This window comes from Nocardioides alkalitolerans DSM 16699 (assembly GCF_000426525.1).
Taxonomy (GTDB): Bacteria; Actinomycetota; Actinomycetes; order Propionibacteriales; family Nocardioidaceae; genus Nocardioides; species Nocardioides alkalitolerans.
On the sequence record NZ_AUFN01000012.1, the window covers coordinates 320,364 to 346,868 of the forward strand.

At 73.7% G+C, this 26,505-nt stretch carries 27 protein-coding genes; 6 read left to right on the forward strand and 21 right to left on the reverse strand.

Annotated features, from left to right (window positions below; translation table 11 throughout):
* The 16 genes from K329_RS0111345 to K329_RS0111420 form a co-directional block, all read right to left on the reverse strand.
* Entirely contained in the window at positions 1-993 is a 993-nt protein-coding gene (locus K329_RS0111345; RefSeq protein WP_028473134.1) for an alpha-ketoacid dehydrogenase subunit beta, read from the reverse strand.
* Complete coding sequence (locus tag K329_RS0111350) at positions 986-1,924, reverse strand: thiamine pyrophosphate-dependent dehydrogenase E1 component subunit alpha (protein WP_043643048.1); 939 nt, start codon at positions 1,922-1,924, stop codon at positions 986-988. The genes K329_RS0111345 and K329_RS0111350 overlap by 8 nt, the downstream gene beginning before the upstream one ends.
* A complete protein-coding gene (locus K329_RS26255; protein ID WP_211225830.1) occupies positions 1,921-3,303 on the reverse strand; it encodes a lyase family protein in 1,383 nt (460 codons plus the stop codon). The genes K329_RS0111350 and K329_RS26255 overlap by 4 nt, the downstream gene beginning before the upstream one ends.
* Complete coding sequence (locus K329_RS0111360) at positions 3,303-4,109, reverse strand: SDR family NAD(P)-dependent oxidoreductase (RefSeq protein WP_028473136.1); 807 nt, start codon at positions 4,107-4,109, stop codon at positions 3,303-3,305. Before K329_RS0111360 ends, K329_RS26255 begins: the two co-directional genes overlap by 1 nt.
* On the reverse strand, positions 4,106-5,203 hold the full coding sequence (locus K329_RS26260; protein WP_052336765.1) for a Gfo/Idh/MocA family protein: 1,098 nt from the start codon (positions 5,201-5,203) through the stop codon (positions 4,106-4,108). Before K329_RS26260 ends, K329_RS0111360 begins: the two co-directional genes overlap by 4 nt.
* Positions 5,200-6,057, reverse strand: coding sequence for an amidohydrolase family protein (locus K329_RS0111370; protein ID WP_028473137.1), 858 nt, complete (start codon positions 6,055-6,057; stop codon positions 5,200-5,202). Before K329_RS0111370 ends, K329_RS26260 begins: the two co-directional genes overlap by 4 nt.
* Positions 6,054-6,443, reverse strand: coding sequence for an L-rhamnose mutarotase (locus tag K329_RS26265; RefSeq protein ID WP_052336766.1), 390 nt, complete (start codon positions 6,441-6,443; stop codon positions 6,054-6,056). Before K329_RS26265 ends, K329_RS0111370 begins: the two co-directional genes overlap by 4 nt.
* Entirely contained in the window at positions 6,440-7,717 is a 1,278-nt protein-coding gene (locus K329_RS26270; protein WP_084541218.1) for an ABC transporter permease, read from the reverse strand. Before K329_RS26270 ends, K329_RS26265 begins: the two co-directional genes overlap by 4 nt.
* Positions 7,710-9,239: a sugar ABC transporter ATP-binding protein gene (locus K329_RS0111385; RefSeq protein WP_028473138.1), complete on the reverse strand. Its 1,530-nt coding sequence runs from the start codon at positions 9,237-9,239 to the stop codon at positions 7,710-7,712. Before K329_RS0111385 ends, K329_RS26270 begins: the two co-directional genes overlap by 8 nt.
* Positions 9,240-9,276: 37 nt before the next feature.
* On the reverse strand, positions 9,277-10,266 hold the full coding sequence (locus K329_RS0111390) for a sugar ABC transporter substrate-binding protein (RefSeq protein WP_028473139.1): 990 nt from the start codon (positions 10,264-10,266) through the stop codon (positions 9,277-9,279).
* Between the two features lie 543 nt (positions 10,267-10,809).
* Positions 10,810-11,373 (reverse strand): nucleosidase, encoded by a 564-nt coding sequence (locus K329_RS0111395; protein WP_028473140.1) that lies wholly within the window; start codon positions 11,371-11,373, stop codon positions 10,810-10,812.
* 4 nt (positions 11,374-11,377) lie between these two features.
* On the reverse strand, positions 11,378-12,814 hold the full coding sequence (locus K329_RS0111400; protein WP_028473141.1) for a GuaB1 family IMP dehydrogenase-related protein: 1,437 nt from the start codon (positions 12,812-12,814) through the stop codon (positions 11,378-11,380).
* Between the two features lie 46 nt (positions 12,815-12,860).
* Positions 12,861-13,256: an ankyrin repeat domain-containing protein gene (locus K329_RS0111405; RefSeq protein WP_028473142.1), complete on the reverse strand. Its 396-nt coding sequence runs from the start codon at positions 13,254-13,256 to the stop codon at positions 12,861-12,863.
* 52 nt (positions 13,257-13,308) lie between these two features.
* Positions 13,309-14,838 carry a glycerol kinase GlpK gene (gene glpK, locus K329_RS0111410; protein WP_028473143.1) on the reverse strand — a complete coding sequence of 510 codons (1,530 nt, stop codon included), beginning with the start codon at positions 14,836-14,838 and terminating at the stop codon, positions 13,309-13,311.
* Positions 14,838-15,716 (reverse strand): MIP/aquaporin family protein, encoded by an 879-nt coding sequence (locus K329_RS0111415; RefSeq protein ID WP_052336768.1) that lies wholly within the window; start codon positions 15,714-15,716, stop codon positions 14,838-14,840. Before K329_RS0111415 ends, glpK begins: the two co-directional genes overlap by 1 nt.
* Positions 15,717-15,768: 52 nt before the next feature.
* Positions 15,769-16,692 (reverse strand): putative protein N(5)-glutamine methyltransferase, encoded by a 924-nt coding sequence (locus tag K329_RS0111420; protein WP_084541219.1) that lies wholly within the window; start codon positions 16,690-16,692, stop codon positions 15,769-15,771.
* Here K329_RS0111420 and K329_RS0111425 point away from each other — a divergent pair.
* Positions 16,691-16,993 (forward strand): YiaA/YiaB family inner membrane protein, encoded by a 303-nt coding sequence (locus tag K329_RS0111425; protein WP_028473146.1) that lies wholly within the window; start codon positions 16,691-16,693, stop codon positions 16,991-16,993. The genes K329_RS0111420 and K329_RS0111425 overlap by 2 nt on opposite strands.
* A gap of 134 nt (positions 16,994-17,127) precedes the next feature.
* Here K329_RS0111425 and K329_RS0111430 read toward each other — a convergent pair whose 3' ends face one another.
* Complete coding sequence (locus K329_RS0111430; RefSeq protein WP_028473147.1) at positions 17,128-18,339, reverse strand: acyl-CoA dehydrogenase family protein; 1,212 nt, start codon at positions 18,337-18,339, stop codon at positions 17,128-17,130.
* Positions 18,340-18,385: 46 nt separating this feature from the next.
* Positions 18,386-19,750 (reverse strand): acyl-CoA dehydrogenase family protein, encoded by a 1,365-nt coding sequence (locus tag K329_RS0111435; protein WP_028473148.1) that lies wholly within the window; start codon positions 19,748-19,750, stop codon positions 18,386-18,388.
* A 108-nt stretch (positions 19,751-19,858) separates the two neighbouring features.
* Between K329_RS0111435 and def the strand changes: the two genes are divergently transcribed.
* Positions 19,859-20,470 carry a peptide deformylase gene (gene def / locus K329_RS0111440; RefSeq protein ID WP_028473149.1) on the forward strand — a complete coding sequence of 204 codons (612 nt, stop codon included), beginning with the start codon at positions 19,859-19,861 and terminating at the stop codon, positions 20,468-20,470.
* 36 nt (positions 20,471-20,506) lie between these two features.
* On the opposite strand, the gene K329_RS31260 is transcribed toward def, so the two are convergent.
* A complete protein-coding gene (locus tag K329_RS31260; RefSeq protein WP_028473150.1) occupies positions 20,507-21,157 on the reverse strand; it encodes a TetR/AcrR family transcriptional regulator in 651 nt (216 codons plus the stop codon).
* A 156-nt stretch (positions 21,158-21,313) separates the two neighbouring features.
* On the opposite strand from K329_RS31260, the gene K329_RS29545 reads away from it, so the two are divergent.
* Positions 21,314-22,159 (forward strand): hypothetical protein, encoded by an 846-nt coding sequence (locus K329_RS29545; protein ID WP_169721589.1) that lies wholly within the window; start codon positions 21,314-21,316, stop codon positions 22,157-22,159.
* On the opposite strand, the gene K329_RS26285 is transcribed toward K329_RS29545, so the two are convergent.
* Both K329_RS26285 and K329_RS0111460 read right to left on the reverse strand, forming a co-directional pair.
* Complete coding sequence (locus tag K329_RS26285; RefSeq protein WP_052336770.1) at positions 22,153-22,806, reverse strand: alpha/beta hydrolase; 654 nt, start codon at positions 22,804-22,806, stop codon at positions 22,153-22,155. The genes K329_RS29545 and K329_RS26285 overlap by 7 nt on opposite strands.
* A gap of 43 nt (positions 22,807-22,849) precedes the next feature.
* Positions 22,850-23,686, reverse strand: a complete 837-nt coding sequence (locus K329_RS0111460) for a helix-turn-helix transcriptional regulator (RefSeq protein ID WP_028473151.1) — start codon at positions 23,684-23,686, stop codon at positions 22,850-22,852.
* Between the two features lie 77 nt (positions 23,687-23,763).
* On the opposite strand from K329_RS0111460, the gene ilvD reads away from it, so the two are divergent.
* From ilvD to crcB, 3 genes are read left to right on the forward strand one after another with little or no spacing between them, the layout of a single operon-like run.
* A complete protein-coding gene (ilvD, locus tag K329_RS0111465; protein ID WP_028473152.1) occupies positions 23,764-25,629 on the forward strand; it encodes a dihydroxy-acid dehydratase in 1,866 nt (621 codons plus the stop codon).
* 13 nt (positions 25,630-25,642) lie between these two features.
* The gene (locus K329_RS0111470; protein ID WP_084541223.1) at positions 25,643-26,107 is read left to right on the forward strand and encodes a fluoride efflux transporter FluC; all 465 of its coding nucleotides are present in this window, start codon (positions 25,643-25,645) and stop codon (positions 26,105-26,107) included.
* On the forward strand, positions 26,104-26,478 hold the full coding sequence (gene crcB / locus K329_RS0111475; RefSeq protein WP_028473154.1) for a fluoride efflux transporter CrcB: 375 nt from the start codon (positions 26,104-26,106) through the stop codon (positions 26,476-26,478). The genes K329_RS0111470 and crcB overlap by 4 nt, the downstream gene beginning before the upstream one ends.
* Positions 26,479-26,505: the final 27 nt, after the last annotated feature.

The window sequence follows — 26,505 nt, forward strand, 5'->3', positions numbered from 1 at the left end:
TCACGCGGCACCCCCGGCGACGAGCTCGCGCAGGGCGGTCTCGACATCGTTGGTCTGGGGCAGCAGCGCGGCCGCCAGCTGGGGCGCGGACGGGATCCGCGAGTCGGCCAGGCCGAGCCGACGCGGAGCCGTGCGCAGCGGGACGCCCGACTCCGCCACCCGGGCCAGGACCTCGGCACCGAACCCGCCCGTGCGGGCGGCCTCGTGCACCACCAGGAGGCGACCCGTGCGCGCCGCGCTCTCGAGCACGACCTCGGTGTCGAACGGGTTGAGCCAGACGGCCTCGATGACGTCGACGCTCACGCCCTCGCCCTCCAGCCGGTCGACGGCGTCGAGCACCTTCGCGGTGATGGCGCCCCAGCAGACGACGGTCGCGTCCGAGCCGGTACGACGACGCCGGTGCCCGCCGATCGGCTGCACCGGCCCGCCGATCTCGACGGCCTCCTTGGACCCGGCGTACAGCGTGCGGTTCTCGATGACGACCGTCGGGTCGTCGGAGGCGATCGCGGCGAGCAGGACGTCGTAGGAGTCCTGCGGCGTGCGCGGCATCGCGACCCGGATGCCCGGCACGTGGAGCAGGAGCGCCTCCAGGTTCTGCGAGTGCTGGGCGCAGGCGCCCGGCGCGTTGCCCTGCTGCGTCCGGATCGTCAGCGGCGCGGTGGTGCGACCCTCCGAGACGTAGCGGACGTTCGCGGCCTGGTTCACGATCTGGTCGAACGCCACGAGCGAGAAATCGATCCACATGATCTCGACGATCGGGCGCCGTCCGAACGACGCCGCGCCGACGGCCGCGCCGAGCATGGCCGTCTCGCTGATCGGGGTGTCGAAGACGCGGTCGCCGAACCGCTTCTGCAGGCCGCGGGTCACGCCGAAGACGCCACCGGGCAGGGCGACGTCCTCGCCGTACAGGAGGGTCTCGGGCATCTCGTCGAGCGCGCGGGCGAGCGCCGCGTTCACGGCGCCGCCGACGTTCAGCTTCACGATCTCAGGCATAGAGGTGCTCCTTGGCGGTGGCGGGGTCGGCGAGGGGGTCGCGGAGGGCGGCAGCGGCCGCGGTCTCCATCTCCTCGCGGGCGCGGCGCTCGCAGCGCTCGACGGACTCGGTCGGCACGCCGTCGGCGAGCAGCTCACGGGTCAGGCGGGCGATCGGCTCCACGACGAGGTCGCGCTCGAGCTCGCCCGCGGGTCGGTACTGCTCGGAATCGCCGATGTAGTGGCCGACGATGCGCTGGGTGTGGGCCTCGATGAACGACGGGCCGCGCCCGGCCGCCGCGGCCTCGACGGCGAGGCGGGTGGCGGTGCGCACCTGGGCCAGGTCGTTGCCGTCGATGCGCACGGCGGGGATGCCCAGGGCGGAGGCCCGGCGCGAGAGGTCGGGCTCGGCGACCATGTCGTCGATGGGCGTGAGCTCGGAGTAGCGGTTGTTCTCGCACACGAAGACGACCCCGAGGCCGAGCGCGGCGGCGAAGTTCATGGCCTCCGCGACCGCGCCCTGGTTGATGGCGCCGTCGCCGAAGACCGTCATCGCGGCGCGGCGCGACCCGTCGTACTTGCCGGCGAGGGCCGCCCCGACGGCGATGGGGGCACCGGCACCGACGATCGAGTTCTCGCCGTGGAAGCCGTGCTGCGGGGCCGAGAAGTGCGCGGACCCGCCGCGGCCGCCGTTGACGCCGGTGACCCGGCCCATCAGCTCGGCGAAGATCTCGCGCGGCGGGACACCCCGCGCCACCGCCCAGCCGTGGCCGCGGTACGTCGCGTAGAGCGCGTCCTGGGGCCGCAGCTGGCTGCAGGCGCCGACGGCCACGCTCTCCTGGCCGTTGGCGAGGTGGACGGAGCCGACGATCGGCCCCTCGAGCCGGAGGTCGCGGATCTTCTCCTCGAGGGCGCGGATGCGCCACATCGAGAGGAGGTCGTCGAGCTTCATGCGAGGTCCTTCCAGGGACGGGGATCGGTGGTGAGGGTGTCGGTCCAGCCGTCGACGGCGGCCCGGCTGACGAGCAGCGCGTCGCCGACGGAGCGGTCGCCGGGGGTGACGTCGATGGCGGGCAGGGCGGGCTGGTCGGCGAGCCAGGCACCGAGCACCGACGCGAACGGCTCGCGACGGCGGCGGGACTCGAGCGCCATCTCGTAGACGACGTCGTGGGCGTGCTCGCGGCCGAGCACCGGGGCGAGGCTGATCATGGCGTGCTCCCCCATGACGAGGCCGCCGTCGGCGTCCAGGTTCTCCCGCATCCGGTCGGGGTAGACCGCGAGCGAGGAGGCCAGGTCGGCCGCCAGCAGCAGGGCCGAGCTGGCGTTCGCGAAGACCGCCGGCAGCAGCACCCACTCGGCCTGCCACTCGCCGGCCGCACGCTCGTGGCCCGCCTCCGCCGCCCGCGAGAGACCGGGCAGCGCCGTGCGCGCCGCGACGGCGAAGCCGATGATGGACTCGCTGGTGATCGGGTTCGCCTTCTGCGGCATCGTCGAGGAGGCGCCGCGGTGGTGGCCCACCGACTCGCCGATCTCGCCGATCTCGGTGCGCGAGAGGTCGGTGACCTCCCGGGCGAGCCGGGCCGCCGTGGTCGAGGCGCCGACCACGATGCCCGCCAGGTGCACGATCGAGTCGCGCGCGACGTGCCAGGGCACCACGGCGTCGACGAGACCCAGCCGGTCGGCGACCAGCGTGCGCACGTGCGCCGCCTGCGGACCGAGGGCCGCGGACGTGCCTCCGGCGCCGAAGAGCGACACGCGTCGTACGTCGTCGCGGGCGGCCAGCAGCCGGCGGCGGTGCCGGCCGACCTCGTCGAGGTAGACGCCGAGCTTCGCGCCCAGCGTGGTCGGGACGGCCTGCTGCCCGTGGGTGCGCGCGGGCATCACGGTGGCGGCGTGCTCCGTGACGAGGGCTCCGAGCGCGTCGCCCAGGCCCCGCAGCCGCTGCTCGAGCAGGCTCATCGCCCGGTCGAGCTGCAGGGCGAGCCCGCTGTCCATGATGTCCTGCGTCGTGGCGCCGAAGTGGACGCTGCCGCGCAGCTCCACGGGCAGGGCGGCGTCGAGCTGCCGCACCAGCCCGAGGATCGGGTAGCCGACGTTGCGGGCGCTCCCCCAGAGCGCGTCGAGGTCGACGGTGGCCGGGTCGGCGCACACGCGCTCGATCGCCCCCGCCCGGTCGCTCGGCACGACCCCCAGCTCGGCCTGGGCGCCGGCGAGCGCCCCCTCGACGCGCACCCACGCCTCGACCGTCTGCTCGGCCGAGAACACCTCCGCCATCTCGTCGTCGCCGTAGAGCTCCCAGAGGAGGTCGAACGGTGCTGCTCTTCGGCTCATCAGTCCATCTCCAGTCCACCGTCGACATTGATCGCCTGTCCCGTCACGAACGAGGACAGGGGTCCCGCCAGGAACGCGACCACCGCGGCGAGCTCGGGCGGTCGGCCCACCCGCCCCAGGGCGCTCCGTGCGGACTGCTCCTGCAGGTAGCGCTCTCCGGCGCCCGGACCGAACTGCTCGTCGCGGTCGCGCATGATGCCCGCCCACATGTCGGTCAGGAAGATCCCGGGGCACACCGCGTTGACCCGCACCCGCGGGGCCAGGGCGAGCGCCGCGGACTTCGTCAGCGAGAGCAGCGCGGCCTTCGTGGCCGCGTAGTCCACGGCGTTCGGCCGCCCCGAGCGGGCGGCCACCGAGGCCACGTTCACGATGCTGGCGCCGTCGCCCATGAGGGCGGCCGCCGCCTGCGTCGTCGCGAACACGCCCGAGAGGTTGATCGCGAGCGTGCGGTCCCACTGCTCGGGCGCGAGCTCGAGCATGGGGGTCGTGCGCATGATGCCGACGGCGTTGACCAGCACGTCGAGACCGTCGAGCCCCGCCGCCTCGCAGGCCAGGGCCGGCAGCGCGGTGCAGTTCTCCCGCACCGAGAGGTCGAGCGCCACGGCGTGGGCGCGGTCGCCGTACGACGCGAGCTCGGCGGCCGCGGACTCGAGCCGCTCGCCCGGCACGTCGCACACGACGACGGAGGCGCCGTGCGCGAGCAGGGTCTCGGCGCTGGCGCGACCCAGTCCCCCGGCGCCGCCGGTCACCAGCACGCGCCGGCCGGCGAGCCCGAGCGGGTCGTGCGCGTCCACGGGGCCGTTCATCGACCCACCTCCACGGCGACGCCGCCGGCGACCGACGCGTAGAGCGCCTCGACCAGGCGGAGGGTGGCGACGTTGTCGGCCGCCGCGGTGGGGGCGGGCTCGCCCGTGGCGATCCACCGGAGCAGCGAGCCCATCGGGCCGGCGAACGCGTCGGGGATCCAGCGGCCGGTCACCGGGTAGGGCACCCAGCCGTCGGTCGGGACCACCCGGCTGAACAGCTCGACCGTGTCGGGCCGCCCGTGCGGGTAGTCGTAGAGCATCCCGAAGGTGCCGCGCACCGAGCCCTCCGACCCGTCGAGCCGGAACTCGGCGCGCAGGTCGCCGCCGAGGTTCTCGTGGTTGACGTGCAGGCCGGCGCTGGCGCCAGAGGCGAAGCGCAGCGTCGACATCGTCCGCGTCTCCGCGGCCGGGGCCTGGCCCGGGCGACGGCCCGCGACGCAGTACGCCGTGGTCGGGTCGCCGAGGATCGACCGGATCGCGTCCAGGTAGTGGATCGAGTGGTAGGCGATCTCGAGCCGGTCGGAGACCAGCAACCAGGGCCACGCGCCGAAGTCGGTCGCGATGTCGACGTGCACGGTGAGCGCGGTCGGCTCCCCGATCCACCCGAGGCCGGCGACGGCGCGCGCGACGGCGACGCCCTCGTCGTACCGCAGCTGCTGGTTGACCGCGACACGGACGCCCGCCGCCTCGGCGAGGTCGCGCAGCTCCTCCGCCGTCGCGATGTCGGGGGCGAAGGGCTTCTGGCAGAGCAGGTGCTTCCCCGCGGCCACGGCGGCGCGCACGATCGCGGGCTGCGCGGTCGCCACGACGGCCACGTCGATCACCTCGACGCGGTCGTCGGCGAGCACCTCGTCGAGGCTCGCGTAGACGCGCGGCACGTCGTGCCGGCCCGCCACCTCGTGAGCGCGCTCCTGGTCGATGTCGAAGATGCCGACGACCTCGAGGCCCGCGCTGCGGTACGCCGGCAGGTGGGCCACGTCGACGATCGCGCCGGCTCCGACGATCGCGATCGGGCGACGGTGCTCGACCGGGACGGCGAGGTCGACGGCCTCCGCGACCGGCCGCCAGAGGTCGAGACCCCCCACGCCGCTCACGCCGCCTCCTCGAGGCCGTAGACGCGGCGACCCGTGCCGCCGAGGACGGCGGCCTGCTCGGCCACCGTGAGGGAGGCCAGCAGCTCGGTGACGACCTCCCACCAGCGGGCATAGCCGCCGGCGAGGGTGCTGACGGGCCAGTCGCTGCCGAACATCAGCCGCTCGGGGCCGAAGCACTCGAGCGCGTGGTCGACGTACCGCCGCAGGTCGTCGGGCCCGTAGTCCGGACCAGCCGCCGTGTCGAGGCCCGAGATCTTGGCGGTCACGTGGGGGTACGACGCCGCCCGCGCCAGCAGGTCGGCCCAGGGCTGCCAGCCGCCGTCGGCGACCGGGGGTTTCGCCAGGTGGTCGATGACGAGCCGCAGCTCGGGGTGGCGGGCGGCGAGGGTCGGCACGTGCTCGAGGTGGCGCGGCAGGACAGCGACGACGTCGTACGCCAGGCCGGCCCGCGCGACCTCGCCGAGGCCGTCGAGGACGGGCTCGCGCACGACCCAGTCGGCGTCGGGCTCGTCGTGGATCTGGTGCCGGACGCCCACGACGAGGTCGTCGGCGGCGAACTGCTCCAGCGTGGCACGCAGCGGGGCGGGCTGGTCGAGCGGCGCCCAGCCGACGATGCCGACGACGCGCGACCAGCCCGCGGCCGCGGCACGCATGGCGTCGGTGTCGCGGAGCGTGGGGTCGGCCTGCACGAGAACGACGTCGTCCACGCCGCTGGCCGCGGCGAGCGGCTCGACGTCGTCGACGCCGAAGCTGGCGTGCAGCGGACCGGCCTCCGGCGTCAGCCAGGTGTAGTCGCCCTCGGCCAGGCTCCAGACGTGCTGGTGCGTGTCGAGCACGCGGTGTCCGTGGATCATCGGCTCCTCGTCTCGGGAACGGGCTCGGGAAAGGGCTCAGGAACGGGGGCGGCGGCGGCCTGGCGGCGCAGCGACCAGACGAGCCGGGGCTGCTCGAGCGCGGGGACCGCCTCGATCGTCTCGAACGCCTCGACGTGCGCCGCCATGTCGGCCTGCCACGCGACGTTGACGGCGTCGTCGGCGATGGCCGCCCCCAGCACCTCGTAGTCGTCGACGTCGACCAGGTGGAGCAGGGAGCGCCCGTCGCGCCAGATCACCCAGTCGCGCACCCCGTGGGCGACCAGCAGGTCGAGCAGCGGGTCCGGTACGACGGCGTGGTCGGCGTCGTACGCCTGCTCGTGACCCGCCCGGAGAGTGCTGAGGAGCACGGCGGCGCGCAGGCTCACGAGCGCTCCGCCCCGGCACCGGCGGGGGTGAGCTCGGGCGCGTCCGTCGGGTGGCCGGTGGTGACGGGCTTCGTGGTCGGGTCGACCGTGCGCAGGCTGACGCGCTGCTTGCGGCGGAGCGCGATCGTGTACATGCCCGCGGCGACGATGAGCACGACGCCCTCGATGAGGCCCTGGTAGTTGGCGCCGAGGTTGAGCACGTTGAAGCCGTTGGCCAGGGTGACGAGGATGAGCGCGCCGACGAGCGACTTGGCGACGCTGCCCAGGCCACCGAAGAGCGAGGTGCCACCGAGGATCGCCGCAGCCAGGGCCGTGAGCTCGAACCCGTTGAGCCCGGTGGGGTTGATGGAGCCCAGCCGGCTCGCGTAGAGCACGCCCACGAACGCGGCGGCGGTGCCGTTGAGCACGAACGCCATCACGCGGTAGCGGTCGACGGCCACGCCCGAGAGCCGGGCGGCCTCCGCGTTGCCGCCGGTGGCGTAGAGACGGCGGCCCACGGTGGTGTAGCGGAGCACCCACGCGGCGAGCACCACGAGCACGAGCATGTAGACGGCGCGCTGGCTCAGGCGCACGGTGAAGACCATCGCCGGCGACGCGGCGAGGAGGGCGACGCCGAGGACGGCGGGGACGAGCACGCGGGGCAGGCGCCACGACGTGCCGGCCCGCTGGGCGCGCCAGACCCGCCAGGCGGCGAGGGCCAGGAGCCCGATGCCCGCGAGGAGGTAGAGGTTGGGGGTGACCCAGCGGCTGCCGTCGAGGGCGCGCAGGGCGTCGCGGTCGGCGCCCTCGGGCACGGTGACGGTGCGGCCGTCGGTGATGATCAGCACGAGGCCGCGGACGGCCGTCAGCGTGCCGAGGGTGACGATGAAGGCGTTGATCCCGACGTACTGGACCACGACCCCGTTGAAGAGGCCGATGCCGGCGCCCGCCAGCAGGGCCACGGCGAAGGCGCCGTAGAAGCCCAGCGAGGGCATCAGCCCGAGGCAGGTGGCCGCGCCGAAGGCGGCGACGGAGCCGACCGAGAGGTCGAAGTTGCCCGAGATCAGCACGATCGTCGTGGTGACCACCAGGATGCCCAGCAGGGCCGTCTGGTCGAGGATGTTGGAGACGTTCGTGGGCGAGACGTACGACGGGCGACCCGTGCTCGCGGTGGCGATGCTCAGCACGACCACGAGGGCCGCGAAGGCGTAGACCACACCGGCGTTGCTCGGGTGCAGCCACGTGGGCAGCCGCGAGCCGCTGCCCGCGGTGGGGGTGACGACCTTCTCAGACATGGACGACCTCTCCGGTTCCGGCGCCCAGCCCGTGGGCGAGCATGATGAGTTCTTCCTCGGTGACCTGCTGGGCATCGAGGTCGTGGGCGATACGTCCGCCCCGGACGACGAGCACGCGTGTCGCGACGGACAGCAGCTCGTCGAAGTCGCTGCAGGCCAGGACGATCGCCTTGCCCTCGGAGGCGAGACGGCGCACGAGCTGCAGGATCTCGGCCTTGGCGCCGACGTCGACGCCGGCGGTCGGCTCGTCGAGCAGCCACACCGGCTTGTCGGCGTAGAGCCACTTCGCGAAGACGACCTTCTGCGCGTTGCCGCCCGACAGCTCGCTCGGGAGCGCGTCGGGCCCCGAGGCGACGATGCCGAGCTCGTCGATCGCCCGCGCCGCCAGGGCGCGCTCCTCCTGCTCCTGCGGGAGCAGGCGTCGCAGGGACAGCCGTCCCAGGTCGGGCAGGCTGATGTTCTTCCACAGCGGCTCGGCCGGGTGGAGGCCCTGCTGCACCCTGTCTTCGGGCACGTAGGCGAACCCGGCCTTCACGGCAGCCCGCGGCGACCGCCCGACCGGTCGGCCCGCGACGGTGACCTCCCCGGTGGCCGAGCGGTCGGCCCCGAAGATCGCGTCGAGGATCTCGGAGCGCCCCGACCCGAGCAGGCCCGCGAGGCCGACGATCTCGCCGGCCCGCACGTGGAGCGACACGTCGCGCACCCCGGTGCGGGTGCCGATGCCCGTGACGTCCAGGAGCACGTCGCCCGTGCGGGAGCCCGCGCCGCCGGCCCGCTCGACCGCGAGCAGCTCGCGCCCCGCGATGGCCTGGACCAGGCGGCCCTCGTCGAGGGTCGCGGTCGGCTCGTCGAGCAGCGCCCGGCCGTCGCGGAGCACCGTCACGTGGTCGGTGATCTCGAGGATCTCGTCGAGGAAGTGCGAGATGAACACGAAGGTCGTGCCGTCGGCGGCCAGGCGGCGCACCGCGTCGAGCACGATCCGGCGCTCGGCCTCCGAGAGCGACGCCGTCGGCTCGTCCATGATCACGAGCTCGGCGCCCAGCGCGAGGGCCTGGAGGATCGCGATCATCTGGCGCGTGCCGATCGGCAGGCTCGCCACCTGCACGTCCGGGTCGATCTCGTAGCCGAGACGCTCGACCAACCGGTCGAACTCCACCCGCATCTGGGGCGTGCTGCGCCAGGGGCCCCGCCGCCAGAGGAAGACGTTCTCCAGCGCCGAGAGCGTCGGCACCAGCGGCACGTGCTGGTGGATCGTCGCGAGACCGGCGGCCTGGGCGTCGCCCGGGCTGCTCCACGAGCACTCCTCCCCCGCCCAGTGGATCGAGCCCGTGCTGACGGGCTGCACGCCGCTGACGCACTTGATGAGCGTCGACTTGCCGGCGCCGTTCGCGCCGACGAGCCCGTGGACGGAACCGCGTCGTACGACGAGGTCCACACCCCTCAGGGCCGTCGTGCCGTTGGGGAACGACTTCGTCACCGCCCGCAGCTCGAGCAGGACCTCCCCTGCCGCACCCGTGGTCATCGCGTCTCCTCCGTGCCGTGGGCGACCGGTCCGGACGTCACCACTGCGGGTCGCAGTCGTCCACGTTGTCGGCCGTGATGGCGGGGGTCTCGTAGGAGACGAACTCCGCCTCGCGCTCCTCGGCACCGGTCAGGTGGTCGTAGATGGTCTGCATGGCGAGCTCGCCCAGGTCACGGGGCTTGAAGCAGACCGTGCCGAGGATGTCGCCGGAGCGCACGCCGTCGATGCCGAGCTGCGAGCCACCGATGCCCACGACCACGGCGTCGGCGCCGGCGGCCTGCACGGCCTGGGCGCAGCCGACCGCCATGTCGTCGCTCTGGGCGTAGACGATGTCGAGGTCCGGGTTGGCGGAGATCATGTTCTGGCACGCGCTCTGGGCGCCCTCGGCGGTCCAGTCACCGGGCTGGCGGGCCACGACCTCGAACTCGACGCCGGCCTCCTCGGCCGGGTCGAGGAACTCGTCGAAGCGCAGCTCGACCTCGGCGAAGCCGGCCGCGCCCTCGACGACGGCGAGCTTGCCGCCCTCGGGCAGCGCCTCGAGCGCCAGCTCACCGGCGGTGCGACCAGCGGCCAGCTCGTCCTGGGTCACCAGGGCGACGAGCTCGTCGTACACGTCCTCGAGGTCGCGCTCGCTCGGGTCGCCGACCTGCGAGGCGACCGCGACCGTGGGGATGCCCGCCTCGGTGAGCTGGTCGACCAGGCCGACCGCCACGCCCGAGTCGACCGGCAGCAGGAGCACGCCGTCGGGGTCCTGACCGATGAGGTCCTGCACGTCGTTGGACTGCTTCTCCGTCTCGCCCTGGCCGTCGAGCTCGACGATCGTGACGCCGAGCTCGTCGGCGCGGGCCTTGATGCCCTCGCCGATGGCGGACGGGAACGGGAAGCTCAGGCCGAGGTTCGAGACCCCGATGGTGAGGTCGGACGGGTCGGCGGCGGCAGCGTCGTCAGTGCTGTCGACCTCGCCGCAGGCCGCGAGGCTGAAGGCCATCGCGCACGCAAGTCCGGCGAGCAGGGGACGTCGGTTCATGGTGGTTCTCCCTTGGATGGACGCGACGATGCGTCGATCTCGCCGGCCGGCCCCCCGAGGATGGCGGCTTGCCGCTAGGGCGGCTCCGGCAGATCGTTCAAACGTTTGAACGACTGAAGGTTACGTGACCCCCGTCTCAGCGCGCAAGCACCTTCGGCGTTTTCGGTGCGACGGATTCCGAGGACGTCGAGCAGCCGCACCGGCGAGCGTGAACGATCTGACGCACCCTGCACGACGGAAGCCCCAGCACCACCGCGACCCAGGACACGGGCGGCAGGGCGTGAAGGATCCGACGTGCCCCGTACGCCGAGAGCCGCACGGCCCACCCGCGCCCCACGACACGGGCGGCACGGCGTGAAGGATCCGACGCACCCCGTACGCCGAGAGCCCCACAGCCCACCCACGCCCCACGACACGGGCGGCACGGCGTGAAGGATCCGACGCGCCCCGTACGCCGAGAGCCCCACGGCCGGTGGCCGGGGGGCTCTCGTGCGTGCGGCGCGGGCGGGCCGCGCCTGCGAGGCGGGCGGATCAGGCGCGCGCTCAGCCACCCACGTGGTCGGCGAGCCAGTCCCCCAGGACGACGGCGCTCGCGGCGACCAGCGCGGGCCAGTCCCAGGCGGACTCGTCGGCGGCGTCAGAGACGTGCTTGACGAGGGTGACCCGGGCGCCGACGGCTCGGGCGGCGTACGCGACGGCGTAGCCCTCCATGTCGACGAGCTGGGCCTGCGCGGCCAGGCGGGCCCGGACGACGGGATCCGTCACGAAGACGTCGCCGCTGGCGAGGGCGAACGCCGTATCGCCCGTGCCGAGCTCCAGCCACTCCTGCGGGTCGTCCCCCAGCGCCCGGACCGCGACGGCGTCCAGGTCGTGGTTGAGCACCCGGCCCGGGAGGAACAGCCCGGTGAGGCCGTCGTGCAGCGCGCCCGCCGTACCGATGTTGACCACGTGCACCGACGACGGGTCGGGGTACGCCGCCAGCGCCCTCGCCGTGGCGGCCGCCGCGGCGGTCTTGCCCATGCCGGTGACGACCAGCGGCACGCCGTCGGGCACCCGGGCCGCCTCGGCCTCCGTCGCCGCGGCGACGAGCACGGTCTCGCCGGTCACCGGGTCACCAGCCGGCCGGCAGCGGCCGACCCTCGTGGAAGCCCGCGGCCGACTGGACGCCGACGACGGCGTTCTCGTGCAGCTCGGCGAGGGAGCGGGCTCCGGCGTACGTGCAGGACGAGCGGACACCGGCGCAGATCTGGTCGATGAGGTCCTCGACGCCCGGGCGCTGCGGGTCGACGTACATGCGCGACGACGAGATGCCCTCCTCGTAGAGGCCCTTGCGGGCCCGGTCGTAGGCCGACTCGGACGAGGTGCGGTGGGCCACGGCACGGGCCGAGGCCATGCCGAACGAGACCTTGAACGCGCGACCGTCGGAGTCGAGCTGGAGGTCGCCCGGCGACTCGTGGGTGCCGGCGAACCAGGAGCCGACCATCACCGACGAGGCGCCGGCGGCCAGCGCGAGCGCGACGTCGCGCGGGTGCCGCACACCGCCGTCGGCCCAGACCCGGCCGCCCTCGGCACGGGCGGCCTCGGCGCACTCGAGCACGGCGGAGAACTGCGGGCGCCCGACGCCGGTCATCATGCGGGTGGTGCACATGGCGCCCGGCCCCACGCCGACCTTGACGATGTCGGCCCCGGCGGCGATGAGCTCGCGGGTGCCCTCGGCCGAGACGATGTTGCCGGCGGCCACGGGCACCTTGGGGCTCAGGGCGCGCACGGCCTTGAGGGCCTCGACCATCCGGTCCTGGTCGCCGTGCGCGGTGTCGACCACGAGGGCGCCGACCCCGGCCTCCAGGAGGGCGGCCGCCTTCGCGCCGACGTCACCGTTGACGCCGACCGCCGCGGCCACGACCAGGCGGCCCTGCGGGTCGGTCGCGGGCGTGTAGAGCGTGGCGCGCAGCGCGCCGGTGCGGGTGAGCACGCCGAGCAGGCGGCCGTCGGCGTCGACGGCCGGGGCCACCTTGACCCGGGCCCGGTCGAGCACGTCGAAGGCGGCACGGGGGTCGGCGTCGGCCGGCACCGTGACCAGCGTCGTCGACATGACCTCGCGCACCTGGGTGAACCGGTCGACCTCGAGGCAGTCGTCGACGGTGACCACCCCGACGGGCCGCCCGCCCTCCACCACGACGGCCGCACGGTGGGAGCGCTTCGGGATGAGCGAGAGCGCCTCACCGACGGTCTGCTCGCCGCTGAGCTCGATGGGGGTGTCGAAGACGAGGTGGCGGGAGCGCACGAACTCGACGACCTCGCGCACCACGTCGACCGGGATGTCCTGCGGGAGCACCGTGAGACCGCCGCGGCGACCCACCGTCTCCGCCATGCGACGACCGGCGACGGCCGTCATGTTGGCCACCACGATCGGCAGGGTCGCGCCCGTGCCGTCGTCGGTGGAGAGGTCGACGTCGAAGCGGCTCGCCACCGTCGAGTGACGGGGCACCATGAAGACGTCGTCGTAGGTCAGGTCGTGGGCCGGGGCCAGGTCGTTGAGGAAACGCACGTGTCACCAATCTACCGTCGGACGGGTCGTTCGGGGAACTCCGGTTTCAGGCGAAGTAGGAGCGCCCGAACATGCGCGCCGCCGCCCGCGCCGAGGGCTGCCCGAGATCGGGGTCGGCGCCGTTCTCCAGCAGCACGGCGACGACCGCGTCCTCGCCCTTGAAGACCGCCCCGGCCAACGGGGTCTGGCCCTTGTCGTTCGCCCGGTCGACGTCGGCCCCCTGGTCGGCCAGCGCCGCCGTCAGGGGCGCGTGGCCGTGGTAGGCGGCGAGCATCAGCAGCGTGTTGCCGCTCGCGTCGGTCAGGTCGGCCGGGACGCCGGCGACCACGTAGGCGAGCAGCCGCTCGACCTCACCAGCACGGGCCAGGTCCATCAGCTCGTGCGCGAGAGCGACGTGCTCGTCGGTGATGCCGGGAGCCGGGTCGGGTGTCGGTGCGCTCATGTGCGTCAGTCTGGCAGGCGTCGCCGACACCCTCGCCCGGCTCGCTCCGGGGTCAGTCGACGTCCACCCAGCCGAGCGTCCGCTCGACGGCCTTCTTCCACTGGCCGTGACCGGTGTCGCGCCTCTCCTCGTCCCAGGTGGGTTCCCAGCGCTTCGACTCGTTCCAGTTCGCGCGCAGCTCCTCGGTGTCCTTCCAGAAGCCGACCGCGAGGCCTGCGGCGTACGCCGCACCCAGCGCCGTCGTCTCGGCGACGACCGGGCGACTCACGGGCACGCCGAGCACGTCCGCCTGGATCTGCATGCAGAGCTCGTTGGCCGTGACGCCGCCGTCGACCTTCAGCACCTCGAGCTTCACCCCGGAGTCCTTCTCCATGGCGTCGGCGACGTCGCGGCTCTGGTAGCAGATCGCCTCGAGCGTGGCCCGCGCCAGGTGGGCGTTGGTGTTGAAGCGCGACAGCCCGACGATCGCGCCGCGGGCGTCGCTGCGCCAGTACGGCGCGAAGAGCCCCGAGAACGCCGGCACGAAGTAGACGCCGCCGTTGTCCTCCACCTGGCGCGCCAGGGACTCCGACTGGGAGGCGCCGGAGATGATGCCCAGCTGGTCGCGCAGCCACTGCACGGCCGAGCCGGTCACCGCGATCGACCCCTCGAGCGCGTAGACGCAGGGCTCGTCGCCGAACTTGTACGCCGGCGTCGTGAGCAGGCCCGCCTTCGACCGGACGATCTCCGTGCCGGTGTTCAGCAGCATGAAGTTGCCCGTGCCGTACGTGTTCTTCGCCTCGCCCGGCGCGAAGCAGACCTGGCCGACGGTGGCCGCCTGCTGGTCGCCGAGGATGCCGGTGATCGGCACCTCGCCGGAGAAGGGACCGTTCGCCCGGGTCACGCCGTACCCCTCGGGCACCGACGACGACCGGATCTCCGGCAGCATCGCCCGGGGGATGTCGAAGAAGCCGAGCAGCTCGTCGTCCCAGTCGAGGGTCTCGAGGTCCATCAGCATCGTGCGGCTGGCGTTCGTCACGTCGGTGACGTGCACGCCGCCGTCGCGTCCGCCGGTGAGGTTCCAGACGAGCCAGCTGTCGGTGGTGCCGAAGATCGCGTCGCCGGCCTCGGCCGCCTCGCGCACCCCGTCGACGTTCTCGAGGATCCACTGGATCTTGCCGCCGGCGAAGTAGGTCGCGGGCGGCAGTCCGGCCTTCTGGCGGATCACGTCGCCGCGACCGTCGCGGTCCAGGGCGCTCGCGATGCGGTCGGTACGCGTGTCCTGCCAGACGATCGCGTTGTAGTAGGGCCGCCCGGTGCGCTTGTTCCACACCACGGTCGTCTCGCGCTGGTTGGTGATGCCCAGCGCCACCAGGTCGTCGGAGGTGAGCCGCGCCTTGCCGAGGGCGGTCTGGATGACCGAGCTGGTGCGCTCCCAGATCTCCACCGGGTTGTGCTCGACCCAGCCCGCCTGCGGCAGCAGCTGCTCGTGCTCGAGCTGGTGGCGGGCCACCTCGTTGCCGTCGTGGTCGAAGATCATGAAGCGCGTGCTGGTCGTGCCCTGGTCGATGGAGCCGACGTACTTCTCGGTGGGATCGGACATCAGTGCTTCCTCCTGTGCGGGGCGGCGGGGGTCTCGTCGGTGGGTTCGGGCGTGGGCTCCGGCACGTCGGCCGGGGGCAGGTGGATCTCGATGAGGAGCTTGAAGGCCGCGCCACCGACGAGCGCACCGACGACGGGCGCCACGATCGGCACCCAGAAGTACAGCGCACCGCTCGAGGCGGACTCCCACACCTCGTTGCCGTAGCCGGTCACCCAGGCGGCGAGCCGGGGCCCGAGGTCGCGGGCGGGGTTGATGGCGTAGCCGGCGTTGGCGCCCCACGCCATGCCGAGCCCGACGACGACCATGCCGATGAGCCAGGGGCCGAGGTTGGCCAGCGGCGGGTTGTTCGCCGCCGTCGTGAGGGCGAGCACCAGGAACACCAGGACCGCGGTGCCGAGCACCTGGTCACCGAAGCCCGTGAGCACCGAGACGGGCGACCCGTCGGCCGTGACCCCGGGCGAGGTGTAGAAGATGCCGCCCGAGTCCTTGCCGAGCGCGGGGTCGAACGCCGTGATCACGTCGTGGTAGACGAGGCGCACCAGGATCGCGGCGACGAACGCGCCGGCCAGCTGGGCGGCCGCGAACGGGGCGACCTTGCGCCACGGGAAGCCGCGGTAGACGGCCAGCGCCACGGTCACGGCGGGGTTGAGGTGGGCTCCGCTGATGCGTGCGGCGGTGTAGATGCCGAGCACCACGCCGAGCCCCCAGGCCCAGCTGATCGAGTCGATGTCACCCCTGCCGCCGGCGACGACCGAGGCCACGACCCCGACGCCGAACAGGATGAGGATCATCGTCCCCGCGAACTCCGCGCTGAGCTCGGCCGCGAGGGACGGTTCGCCCGGGGCCCGGGGCGGCTTCCCGCCCGACTTCTTGTCCACATGTCCTCCCGAGAAGTGCCCCGCCACCACGTTGTGACGTGGGCCACTCGGGTCAGACCTTAACGCCGGACGGCAACAGCACCGAGGGCAGTCGACCCTCGACGACCGTCCCCCCGATCTCGTCGTCGACCACGACGCGGGCGACCAGTCCCGCCCGCTCCATCGCGCTCGCCAGCTCCGACGCCTGCGCCCGCGAGGCCTCGATCACGAGGTGTCCGCCAGGGGCCAGCCACTCCCCCGCACCGGCCACGATCCGCCGGTGCAGCGCCGCCCCGTCGTCCCCGCCGTCGAGCGTGTGCCGGGGCTCGTGCTCCCGGGCCTCGCGGGGCATGTCGCCGATCGCGCCGGTCGGCACGTACGGCGCATTGGCCGCCACGACGTCGACCCGGCCCCGCAACCGCGGGGGCAGCGCGTCGTACAGGTCGCCGGTGACGACGCTCGCGCGGTCGCCGTACGACGCGGTGTTGCGCTCGGCGTGGACGGTCGCGGCGGGGTCGACGTCGGCGCAGACCACGCGGGCGTCCACCCGGCGCGCCGCCGTCACGGCGCCCACGGCGCCGACGCCGCAGCAGAGGTCGACCAGCAGCCCGGCGTCGGGCAGCAGCGCCACGGCCCGGTCGACGAGGAGGCCCGTGCGCGTGCGCGGCACGAAGACACCGGGGCCGACGGAGAGCCGCGCCCCGGCGAACGCGACCTCACCCAGCACGTGCTCGAGCGGCTCCCCCGCCACCCGACGGACGGTGGCGGCCTCCCGCCAGGCGGCGCCGCGGCCGGGGCGTGCCGAGGCCGCCGCCAACGCGTCCGCCTCCTCCTCGGCGAACACGCACCCGGCAGCGCGCAGGCGCGCGACCAGCGCACCCAAGTCGGTCGGCCCCGGGTCGGCACGACCCGGGTCGGTCGAGGCGGGGACCCCAGGTCGATCTGAGTACGACGACGGGTCCGACGACCCCTCGTCGTCGGCGAGGGTCTTCCCCATGAGCACTCCTCCTGCGGCCGGCGGCCCCTCGAACAAGAACACCAACGCCTTCTTCCTCCAGGCGGGCATCGCCTTCGGCGTCGCCCTGCTGACGATGGTCTGCGCGGTCGTCTACGTGCCCGTCGACCCCTGGATCCGCGCCTTCCTGGCGCTCGGCACGCTGTTCCTCGTCACATCCTCGTTCACCCTCGCGAAGTGCGTGCGGGACGCGCAGGAGAACTCGTACGTCGTGGCCCGCCTCGACCAGGCCCGCGTCGACCGCATCCTCGCCGAGCACGACCCGTTCCGCGCCGTCGGCTGAGACCGTCGACCGAGACCCACCACCCCACCCACCACCGACCCGCTCCAGCAGCACGAAGGCCCCCGACGCGATCGCGTCGGGGGCCTTCGGCGTACCGGGACCGGTGGTCTGGGGGGCCGACCGGTCTCAGGACGTCACTTGAGCTGCGCGCTCGTGAGGCCGAGCAGGCGGCGCGCCACGATCAGCTGCTGGATCTGCTGGGTGCCCTCGAAGATGTCGAGGATCTTCGAGTCGCGGGCCCACTTCTCGAGCAGCTCGCCCTCGCTGTAGCCGACCGAGCCGCAGAGCTCGACGCAGCTGAGGGTGATGTCGGAGCCGACCCGGCCGGCCTTCGCCTTCGCCATGGAGGCCTCGAGCGAGTTGGGCTTGCGGTTGTCGGCCATCCACGCGGCCTGCATGGTGAGCAGCTGGGCCCCCTCCCAGTCGGCCTCGAGCTGCAGGAACTTCGCCGCGGCGGCGGACTGCAGCTGGCCGGGACGGTCGTAGTCGACGACGACGCCGGCCTCGGCGAGCAGGTCGCGGGTGAGGTCGAGGGAGGCCCGGGCGCACCCGATCGCCATCGCCGCCACCAGGGGACGCGTGTTGTCAAAGGTGGCCATGGCCCCGGCGAAGCCCTGCTTGACGTCCACCTCGGGCGAGCCGAGCAGGTTCTCGGCCGGCACGCGGCAGTCGGTGAAGATGATCACCGCGGTGTCGGAGGCGCGGATGCCGAGCTTGTGCTCGAGCCGCTCCACCTTCATGCCGGGGGTGCCCTTCTCGACCACGAACGACTTGATCGCGGCACGCCCCAGCGACTTGTCGAGGGTGGCCCAGACGACCACCGAGTCGGCGCGGTCGCCCGAGGTCACGTAGATCTTCTCGCCGTTGATGACGTAGTGGTCACCGTCGAGCACCGCCGTGGTGGTGATGTTGGCCGAGTCGGAGCCGACGCCCGGCTCGGTGATGGCCATCGCGGCCCAGCGGCCCTTGAAGCGCTCGAGCTGCTCGTCGTTCGCCACGGAGGCGATGGCGGAGTTGCCCAGGCCCTGACGCGGCATCGAGAGCAGCAGGCCGGTGTCGCCCCAGCACATCTCGGCCACGGACATGACCGAGGCGAGGTTGGAGCCGTTGCGCACGGTGCCGCTGTCCTTGCTCTCGTCGCGGCGGACGCCCGTGGCGCCGGCGCCCTCGGAGGCGCCCGACTCCGACAGGCCGTCGATCATGGCCGCCAGCATGTCGAGCTCCTTGGGGTAGGCGTGCTCGGCGCGGTCGTACTTGCGGGAGATGGGTCGCAGCATGTTCATGGCGACCTGGTGGGCCTGGTCGACCAGCGCCCGGTGCTTCTTGGGGGTCTCGAGGTTGATCATCGTCGTGTCTCCTGGTGGTGGGGTCCGGTGGGATGGCGGGCCGGACTCAGACCAGGACCCCTCCCTCCATGAGACCGATGGCGCGCAGGTCGCGGTACCAGCGCTCGACCGGGTGCTCCTTGACGAAGCCGTGCCCACCGAGCAGCTGCACGCCGTCGAGGCCGATCTGCATGCCCTTGCTCGCGCAGAGCTGGCGGGCGAGGGCGACCTCGCGGGCGAACGGCTTGCCCTGGGCGGCACGCGAGGCGGCCTTGTAGGTCACGAGGCGCATGGCCTGCAGCTCGATCGCGATGTTGGCGACCATGAAGGCGACGGACTGGCGGTGGGCGACGGGCTCGCCGAACGCCTGGCGCTCCTTCACGTACGGCGTGACGTAGTCGAGCACGGCCTGGCCGGTGCCGACGGCGAGCGCGCACCAGGCGAGGCGCGAGAGGCGCACGCAGTCGGCGTACGTCGTGCCGTCCTGCTCGCCCAGCACGGCGTCGAGCGGGACCGTGACGCCGGCGAGGTGCAGCTTGGAGAGGGTCGCGGCGCGGACACCCATCGACGGGTCGGCCTCGACGGTGAGACCCGCGGCCGACGACTCGACGAGGAACAGGACGGGCTTGCCGTCGAGCTCGGCGCCGACGACGAACAGCTCGGCGTCGTCGCCGCGCGGGACGCCCGACTTCACGCCGGTCAGCACGTAGCCGTCGCCCTTGCGGACGGCCTTCGTCGCGGGCGTCATGACGTCGAAGAGCACGGTCGGCTCGGTGAGCGCGAGCGCGGCGGCCGGCACGTCGTCGGCCGTGAACGCGGGCAGGTAGGTCGCCTGCTGGGCGTCGGTGCCCCAGAGCGACAGCGCGGTGGCGACCGCGCCGGGGGCCAGGGCCGCCACGGCCAGACCGAGGTCGCCGTGGGCCAGGGTCTCGGCGACGAGGGTGCCGGCGACGGCCGAGCGCTCCTCCGAGATGCCGCCGAGGGCCTCCGGCACGCCGAGGATCGGCAGCCCGATCTCGAGGCTGGCCTTGAGCAGGGCCTCGGGGGCGGCGCAGGTCTCGTTGGCCTCGGCCGCGGCGGGACGCACGACCTCGGCCGCGAACTCACCCACGACGTCGACGAGCATCTGCTCGTCGTCGGTGGGCGTCAGGTCGAACACGCCCTTCGGATCGGCGGCCGGCACCCGCACGCCGGGCTCGTTCTTGCGCCCGCGGCGGGCGAACGTGCGGTTCGCCTTGCCGAGCGCGGCGAACCCGCCGCGGGTCGAGGTGAAGACGGCCTGCTCGGTCTTCTTGCGCAGACCCAGCCGGTCGATGAGGTCGCTCTGGGCGATCACGTTGAGGGCGGCGACGGCGAAGCCGATCGGGTCGCGGGTCTCCGAGGCGGAGACACCGTTGCGACCGCCCGGCTTGAGGCTGTTCGAGAGGGACATGCGAGCAAATGTAACTCTCAGTTACACACAGCGCCACACTTTCTGTCCGACGAGTTGTCGCAGCCGCTCCCCGAGGCCCACCGGACGCCCTCTCCTACGATCGTCCTCATGGCCGAACCGACCACCGCCCCCGCCGACCCGAGCACGCCCGACCTCACGCCGTACGGGCCGTTGCCCACCGGGGGCACCGTCCGCCCGATGACGCGCTGGGGCACCCCGGTCATGCACTCCCCGCAGCAGCCCGTGACGTCGTACGACGAGGAACTGCGGGCCCTGGTGGCCGACATGGTCGCGACGATGTACGCCGCCGACGGCGTCGGTCTCGCCGCCTGCCAGATCGGCGTCGACCGCGCCGTCTTCGTGTTCGACTGCCCCGACGCCGAGGGCCGCCGGGTCGCCGGGGTCGTCTGCAACCCCGACGTGAGCGTGCCCGAGGGTGCGGGCCGCCACCTCGACGAGGACGAGGAGGGGTGCCTCAGCTACCCCGGCGCGTTCGTGACCTGCGCCCGCCCCGACGTCGCCACCGTCGTCGGCCAGGGCCTCGACGGCCAGGAGGTCACCTTCACCGGCGACGGCCTGCTCGCCCGCTGCCTCCAGCACGAGACCGACCACACCCTCGGCACCGTCTTCGGCGACCGCCTGCCGACCAAGGCCCGCAAGAAGCTCGCCAAGGCGCACGACAAGGCGGCCGAGGAGTACCCGCTCACCTGGCCGGCCTGAGCCGTCCTGCGGCCTGGGCCGTCCTGGTGCCAGGCCTCAGGCGTCGAGGTCGAGCACGGTGGTGCGGACCGCACCGACGACCCAGGCCACGTAGCGCTCCGCGCTCCAACCGCACTGCTCGACGAGGCGGTGATAGGTCTCGGCACACCCGAGCAGCCCCCAGGCCTCGGCGCGGTACGACGCGTCCGCGTCGCCGCTGACCAGACCGAGACCGTCGGCCCAGGCGACGGCCACCAGGTAGTCCTCGTCGTTGCGAGCACGGATCTCGGCCAGCAGGGCCGCGGCCTCCGGGTCGTTCTCGGCCGCGGTGCGCAGCGCGAACCAGAGCCCGGCCGACCGGACGTGGGTGCGGTGGAGCCAGCCCGCGTAGCCGGCCAGCGCCTCCTCGGCGGGGAGCGCCATGATCTCGCGCAGCGTCGGCTGGTCGGTCGCGTGCTGCATGTCGGGGTCACCGCCGACGCGCTGCCGGTAGGCGGCCACGAGCAGCTGCGCCTTGGCCCCGGCGAGGTTGACCCGGGGCACCGAGACGCCGGCCCGTTCGGCGATGCCGGCGATCGTCGTGGGGCGGTAGCCCTGGGCGCCGAAGAGGTCGGCGGCGGCCTCGAGGATCCGCTGGTGGGTGGCGGCAGCCGCGGCCTCGCGGAGGGGCGACTCGTAGCGACGGCGGGCGCGGGAGGCGTCAGGCACGGCGCGATCGGGGGAGGTCGACGCGGCAGAACACCCGTGCACTGTAGTCGAGCGGCCACCGGCGGAGCCGGGCGAGGGCGACCGAGCAGGCCCGACGGTTGAGCGGTGCCCGGGCGGGGAACGACGCCTCCCATGTCGCAGCCCCCGCTCCCCCCGATGCCTCCCCAGCAGCCCCAGCAGCCCCGGCCGGTCCCGCAGCCCGACCCCGACGTGACCCGGATCCGACCGCCCGCCGGCTCCCCGCCGCCGTACGGCGCTCCGGCTCCCCAGGCCCCCCAGCAGGCGCGGCCCGCCACGCCCCCGCCGTACCAGCAGGCGTCGCCCGCCCCGGCGCCGTACGGCCAGCCGCACCAGCAGCCGCACCAGCAGCCCGGTCAGCAGACCGGCGGCCCTCAGGGCGTGCAGGAGTTCCGGATCGGTCAGGCGCAGATCCGCAACATGGCGCTCCGGTTCGGGCTGGCGACCGTCGCGGTGGCGGTGCTGGTCTTCCTGCCCAACCGCCGCACGGAGGACTGGAACACCCTCGGCAAGGTCCTGCTCGTGGTGCTCGCGCTCGTCGTGATGGCGATCGTGCTGGCCCTGCTGCCCGTCAAGGTGACGCTGGCGCCCCAGGGCCTCACGGTGCAGCGGCTGAGCGGGCTGAAGAAGTTCGTGCCCGGCGCCGAGATCGGGCGGGCGGTGCTCGTCGAGCAGTTCCAGGCCTACGACCGGGCCGGCACCGGGGTCTCGACCCGGCTCTACCTGCGCAACCACGACGGCAAGCGGATCCTCGTGCTCAACAGCCAGCAGGTCGACCGCTCCGCCCAGGTCGCGGTCGCGCAGGCGCTCGGCCAGCAGAACGTCGACCACGTGCCCGACCCGGTCAACGGCAAGGAGCTGTCGCGGCGCTACCCCGGGATGGTGTCGGTCTGGGAGGCGCGTCCCGTGCTCATCGGCGTGGTGGCCGCGATCGTGATCGTGGCCGCAGTCGTCGTGGGCGTGCTGCTGTTCGCCGACTACTGAGCGGTCGGCGGGAGCCCGAGGACCTCGGCGACGAACGCGCCGAGGTCCTGGGCCTCGGTACGCGAGATGGTGTGGCCGAGCCCGGGGTAGGCGCGCACGGCGGGGGTGGCGTGCGCGGGCAGCCACTCCTCGGTGCGGGTGACCGCGTGCGGCGCGATGACGGTGTCGGCGTCGCCGCGCCCGGAGAAGACCGGCGGTCGCGTACGGCGCAGCGCGGCGTCGCCGGGGTGGTCGCCCTGCAGCACGAAGCTGCCGAGCAGTCCGACGGCGGCGTAGCGCTCGGGGTCGGCGCGGAGCAGCTCGGAGGCCATGAGACCGCCCTGGGAGAAGCCGACGGGGACCACCGGCAGGTGGGCCGGCACGTGCTCCGCCACCCAGCCGCGGAGCACGGCGGTCGCGGGGGCGACGTCGGCGGGGTCGGGCGAGCCGGGCGTGCTGATGGGGAACCAGGCGAACTGCTCCGGCGTCATCCGGATGGGCGCGCGCAGCGCCACCCAGGCGACGTCGGCCGGCAGGTAGGGAGCGATCCCCGCGACGTGCCGCTCCTGGGAGCCGAAGCCGTGGAGCAGGAGCACGACGGGTCGGTCGAGGTCCGCGGGCCGGCTGGTGTCCCAGCTGGCCTGCCAGTCGGTGAGGGTGAGCGCCACGGGATGTGCCTTCCGATCGAGGAGCCGCAGACTACTTGAAGTTTCAATCGTGGTGGAGGAGGCGCCGTACGCGTGCCTCGTCCTCCGGGGTCGTCGGCAGGTAGACGACGAGGTGCAGGTCCGGCAGGTCCGACGGCGTCAGCCGGTGGTGCTCGAAGCTCAGCTCACCGACGTCGTCGTGGTGGAAGCGCCGCTCCCGCGACGCGAAGCGCTCGATGCGGTGCTCCGCCCAGGCCGCGGCGAAGTCCGGGCTGGCGTCGAGCAGGCGGCCGACCAGCCGCACGTGGCTCGGGAGCCCGAGCTGCGGACCCGCCTCGGCGCGGTACTCCGCCAGGAAGTGCCGGCTCGTCACCTCCCAGTCGGGCAGCATCCGGCGCACGTAGGGGTCCGTGAAGATGAGCAGCAGCAGGTTGCGGTCGGTGTCGGCGACCCGGGCGACGTTCGGGTAGAGCGCCTCGTAGGCCGCGTTCCAGCCCACGATCATCCAGTCCGGGGAGACGGCGAACGCCGGGGCGGTGCCCCAGGAGTCCAGGAGCCGGCGCACGTGGGTGGGGGCCGGCGTACCCGCGTCGAGGCGGTCGGCCGGAGCCGGCGCGTAGCCCGCGAGGGCGAGCACGTAGCCGTGCTCGGCGGCCGTGAGGCGCATGGTGCGGGCGACCGCGTCGAGCACCTGGCGCGACGGGTTGATCTCGCGGCCCTGCTCGAGCCAGGTGTACCAGGTGACGCTCACCCCGGCGCGGTAGGCGACCTCCTCGCGACGCAGGCCCGTGAGCCGGCTGCGGCCCACCGGCGGCAGGTCGTGGTCGGCCCGCACGAGCGACTCCCGACGCGTGCGCAGGAAGCCGCCGAGCTCGCGGCGCCGCTCGTCGTCTTGGGTCACGGGGCCGAGCCTAGTGCTCCCACTACTAGGAGCAGGGCCGTCTTCCTGCGGTCCGCCGGACGTGGCTGGATGGCGGCATGCCCGCTCTCCGCTCCCGCACCGTCACCCACGGCCGCAACATGACCGGCGCCCGCGCCCTGCTGCGTGCGGCCGGCGTCGACGCCGCCGACTTCGGCAAGCCCATCGTCGCCGTCGCGAACAGCTTCACGGAGTTCGTGCCGGGCCACACGCACCTGCAGCCCGTCGGTCGGATCGTCAGCGAGGCGATCCACGCCGCCGGCGGCATCGCGCGCGAGCTCAACACGATCGCGGTCGACGACGGCATCGCGATGGGCCACGGCGGCATGCTCTACTCGCTGCCGTCGCGCGACCTGATCGCCGACTCGGTGGAATACATGGTCGAGGCGCACTGCGCCGACGCGCTGGTGTGCATCTCCAACTGCGACAAGATCACGCCCGGGATGCTGATGGCCGCGCTGCGTCTGAACATCCCCACCGTGTTCGTCTCGGGCGGCCCGATGGAGGGCGGCCGGGCGACGCTCGTCGACGGCACCGTGCGCACGGGGCTGAACCTGGTGAGCGTGATGTCGGCCGCGGCCGACGCGAGCGTCAGCGACGACGACCTGGCCCGCATGGAGGAGGTCGCCTGCCCCACCTGCGGCTCCTGCTCCGGCATGTTCACCGCCAACTCGATGAACTGCCTCACGGAGGCGCTCGGGCTGGCGCTGCCCGGCAACGGCACCACCCTCGCCACCCACACCGCGCGCCGCGACCTCTACCGGGCGGCCGGGTCGACGGTCGTCGAGCTGGCGCGTCGCTGGTACGACGACGACGACGCCTCCGTGCTGCCCCGCGCGATCGCGTCGCGCTCGGCGTTCGAGAACGCCATGGCGCTCGACATCGCGATGGGCGGGTCGACCAACACGGTGCTCCACCTGATGGCGGCGGCCCACGAGGCCGAGCTCGACTTCACGCTCGAGGACATCGACGCGCTGTCGCGCCACGTGCCCTGCCTGGCGAAGGTCGCGCCGAACGGTGACCACCTGGTCGAGGACGTGCACCGCGCCGGCGGCATCCCGGCCCTCCTGGGCGAGCTGCTGCGCGCCGGGCTGCTCGCCCGGGACGTCTCGTCGGTCCACTCCCCCTCGCTGGAGTCGTGGCTCGGCGACTGGGACGTGCGCGGGGGTACGGCGACACCCGCCGCCGTCGAGCTCTTCCACGCCGCGCCGGGCTGCGTGCGGTCGGCGACGGCCTTCTCCCAGTCGGAGCGCTGGCACGACCTCGACCTCGACGCGGCCGCGGGCTGCATCCGCGACGTCGAGCACGCCTACTCCACCGACGGCGGCCTCGCGATCCTGCGGGGCGACCTCGCACCCGACGGCTGCATCGTGAAGACCGCCGGGGTCGACGAGTCGATCCTCACCTTCACCGGCCCGGCCGTCGTCGTGGAGTCCCAGGAGGACGCGGTCCAGGCGATCCTCTCGGGCCGGGTGAGCGCCGGGGACGTGGTCGTCGTGCGCTACGAGGGTCCTCGGGGCGGGCCCGGCATGCAGGAGATGCTCTACCCGACGTCGTTCCTCAAGGGCCGCGGGCTGGGCGCTCGGTGCGCGCTCGTCACCGACGGCCGGTTCTCCGGCGGCACGTCGGGCCTGTCGATCGGCCACGTCTCCCCCGAGGCGGCGGCCGGCGGCGCCATCGCGCTGGTGGAGGACGGCGACACGGTCGTCATCGACATCCCCCGGCGCTCGATCCGGCTCGACGTGCCACCTGCCGTGCTGGAGGCCCGGCGCACGGACCTGGAGGCCTCCGGCGGCTACCGCCCTCGGGACCGCGAGCGTCCGGTCTCGACCGCGCTGCGGGCGTACGCCGCGATGGTCACCTCCGCCGACCGGGGCGCCGTGCGCGACGTCGCCGCCATCGAGCGGCGCACGGCGCTGGTCTAGCGTTCGGCGCACCATGACCGCCGCCCGCTCCTCCGCCCGCTCCTCCGTCACCTCCGGCGCCCGCCCGGCGCACCTGCGCCCGGGCCTGGTCGCGCTCGTCGTGCTCGGCGGGACGCTGGGCACCGGGCTGCGGCACGGCCTGGATCTCGCCCTCCCGCCGGTCGACGGCGTGCCGCTCACCATCGCGGCGATCAACGTCGCCGGGGCGTTCCTGCTCGGGCTGCTCCTCGAGACCGTCGCCCGCCGCGGTCCCGAGGACGATCGCGCCCAGCGCGTCCGGCTCCTCCTCGGCACCGGCGTGCTGGGCGGCTTCACGACGTACAGCGCCCTGGCCGTCGACACCGCGCTGCTGCTCGACGACCGCCCGCTGGTCGGGCTCGGGTACGCCGCGGGCACGCTGGTGCTGGGGCTGGTCGCGTCGGTCGGGGGCGTCGCGGTGGCCGCGGGCCGGCGCCGTACGCACGGAGGCACCGCATGACGGGCGAGCTGCTGTTCTGCGCGGTCGCCCTGGCGGGCGGCGGGGGTGCTGGGCTGCGGTTCGTGGTGGACGGTGCCGTGCGGGCCCGTCTCGGCGACGGGTTCCCCTGGGGCACCTGGCTCGTCAACCTCTCCGGGTCCTTCGCGCTCGGGCTGATGACGGGGCTGGCGGCGAGCACGCTGCTGCCCGACGATCTCGGCCTCGTGCTCGGCACCGGGCTGCTCGGCGGCTACACGACCTTCAGCACCGCCGCCGTCGACACCGTGCTGCTGGCGCGGGAGGGGCGCCACGCCGCGGCCCTCCTCAACGGCGTCGGCATGCTGGTCGTCGCGGTGGTCGCGGCCGCCGCCGGCTACGCGCTCGGGGCCTAGCACCGGTCAGCCGGCGGCGGCCAGCGG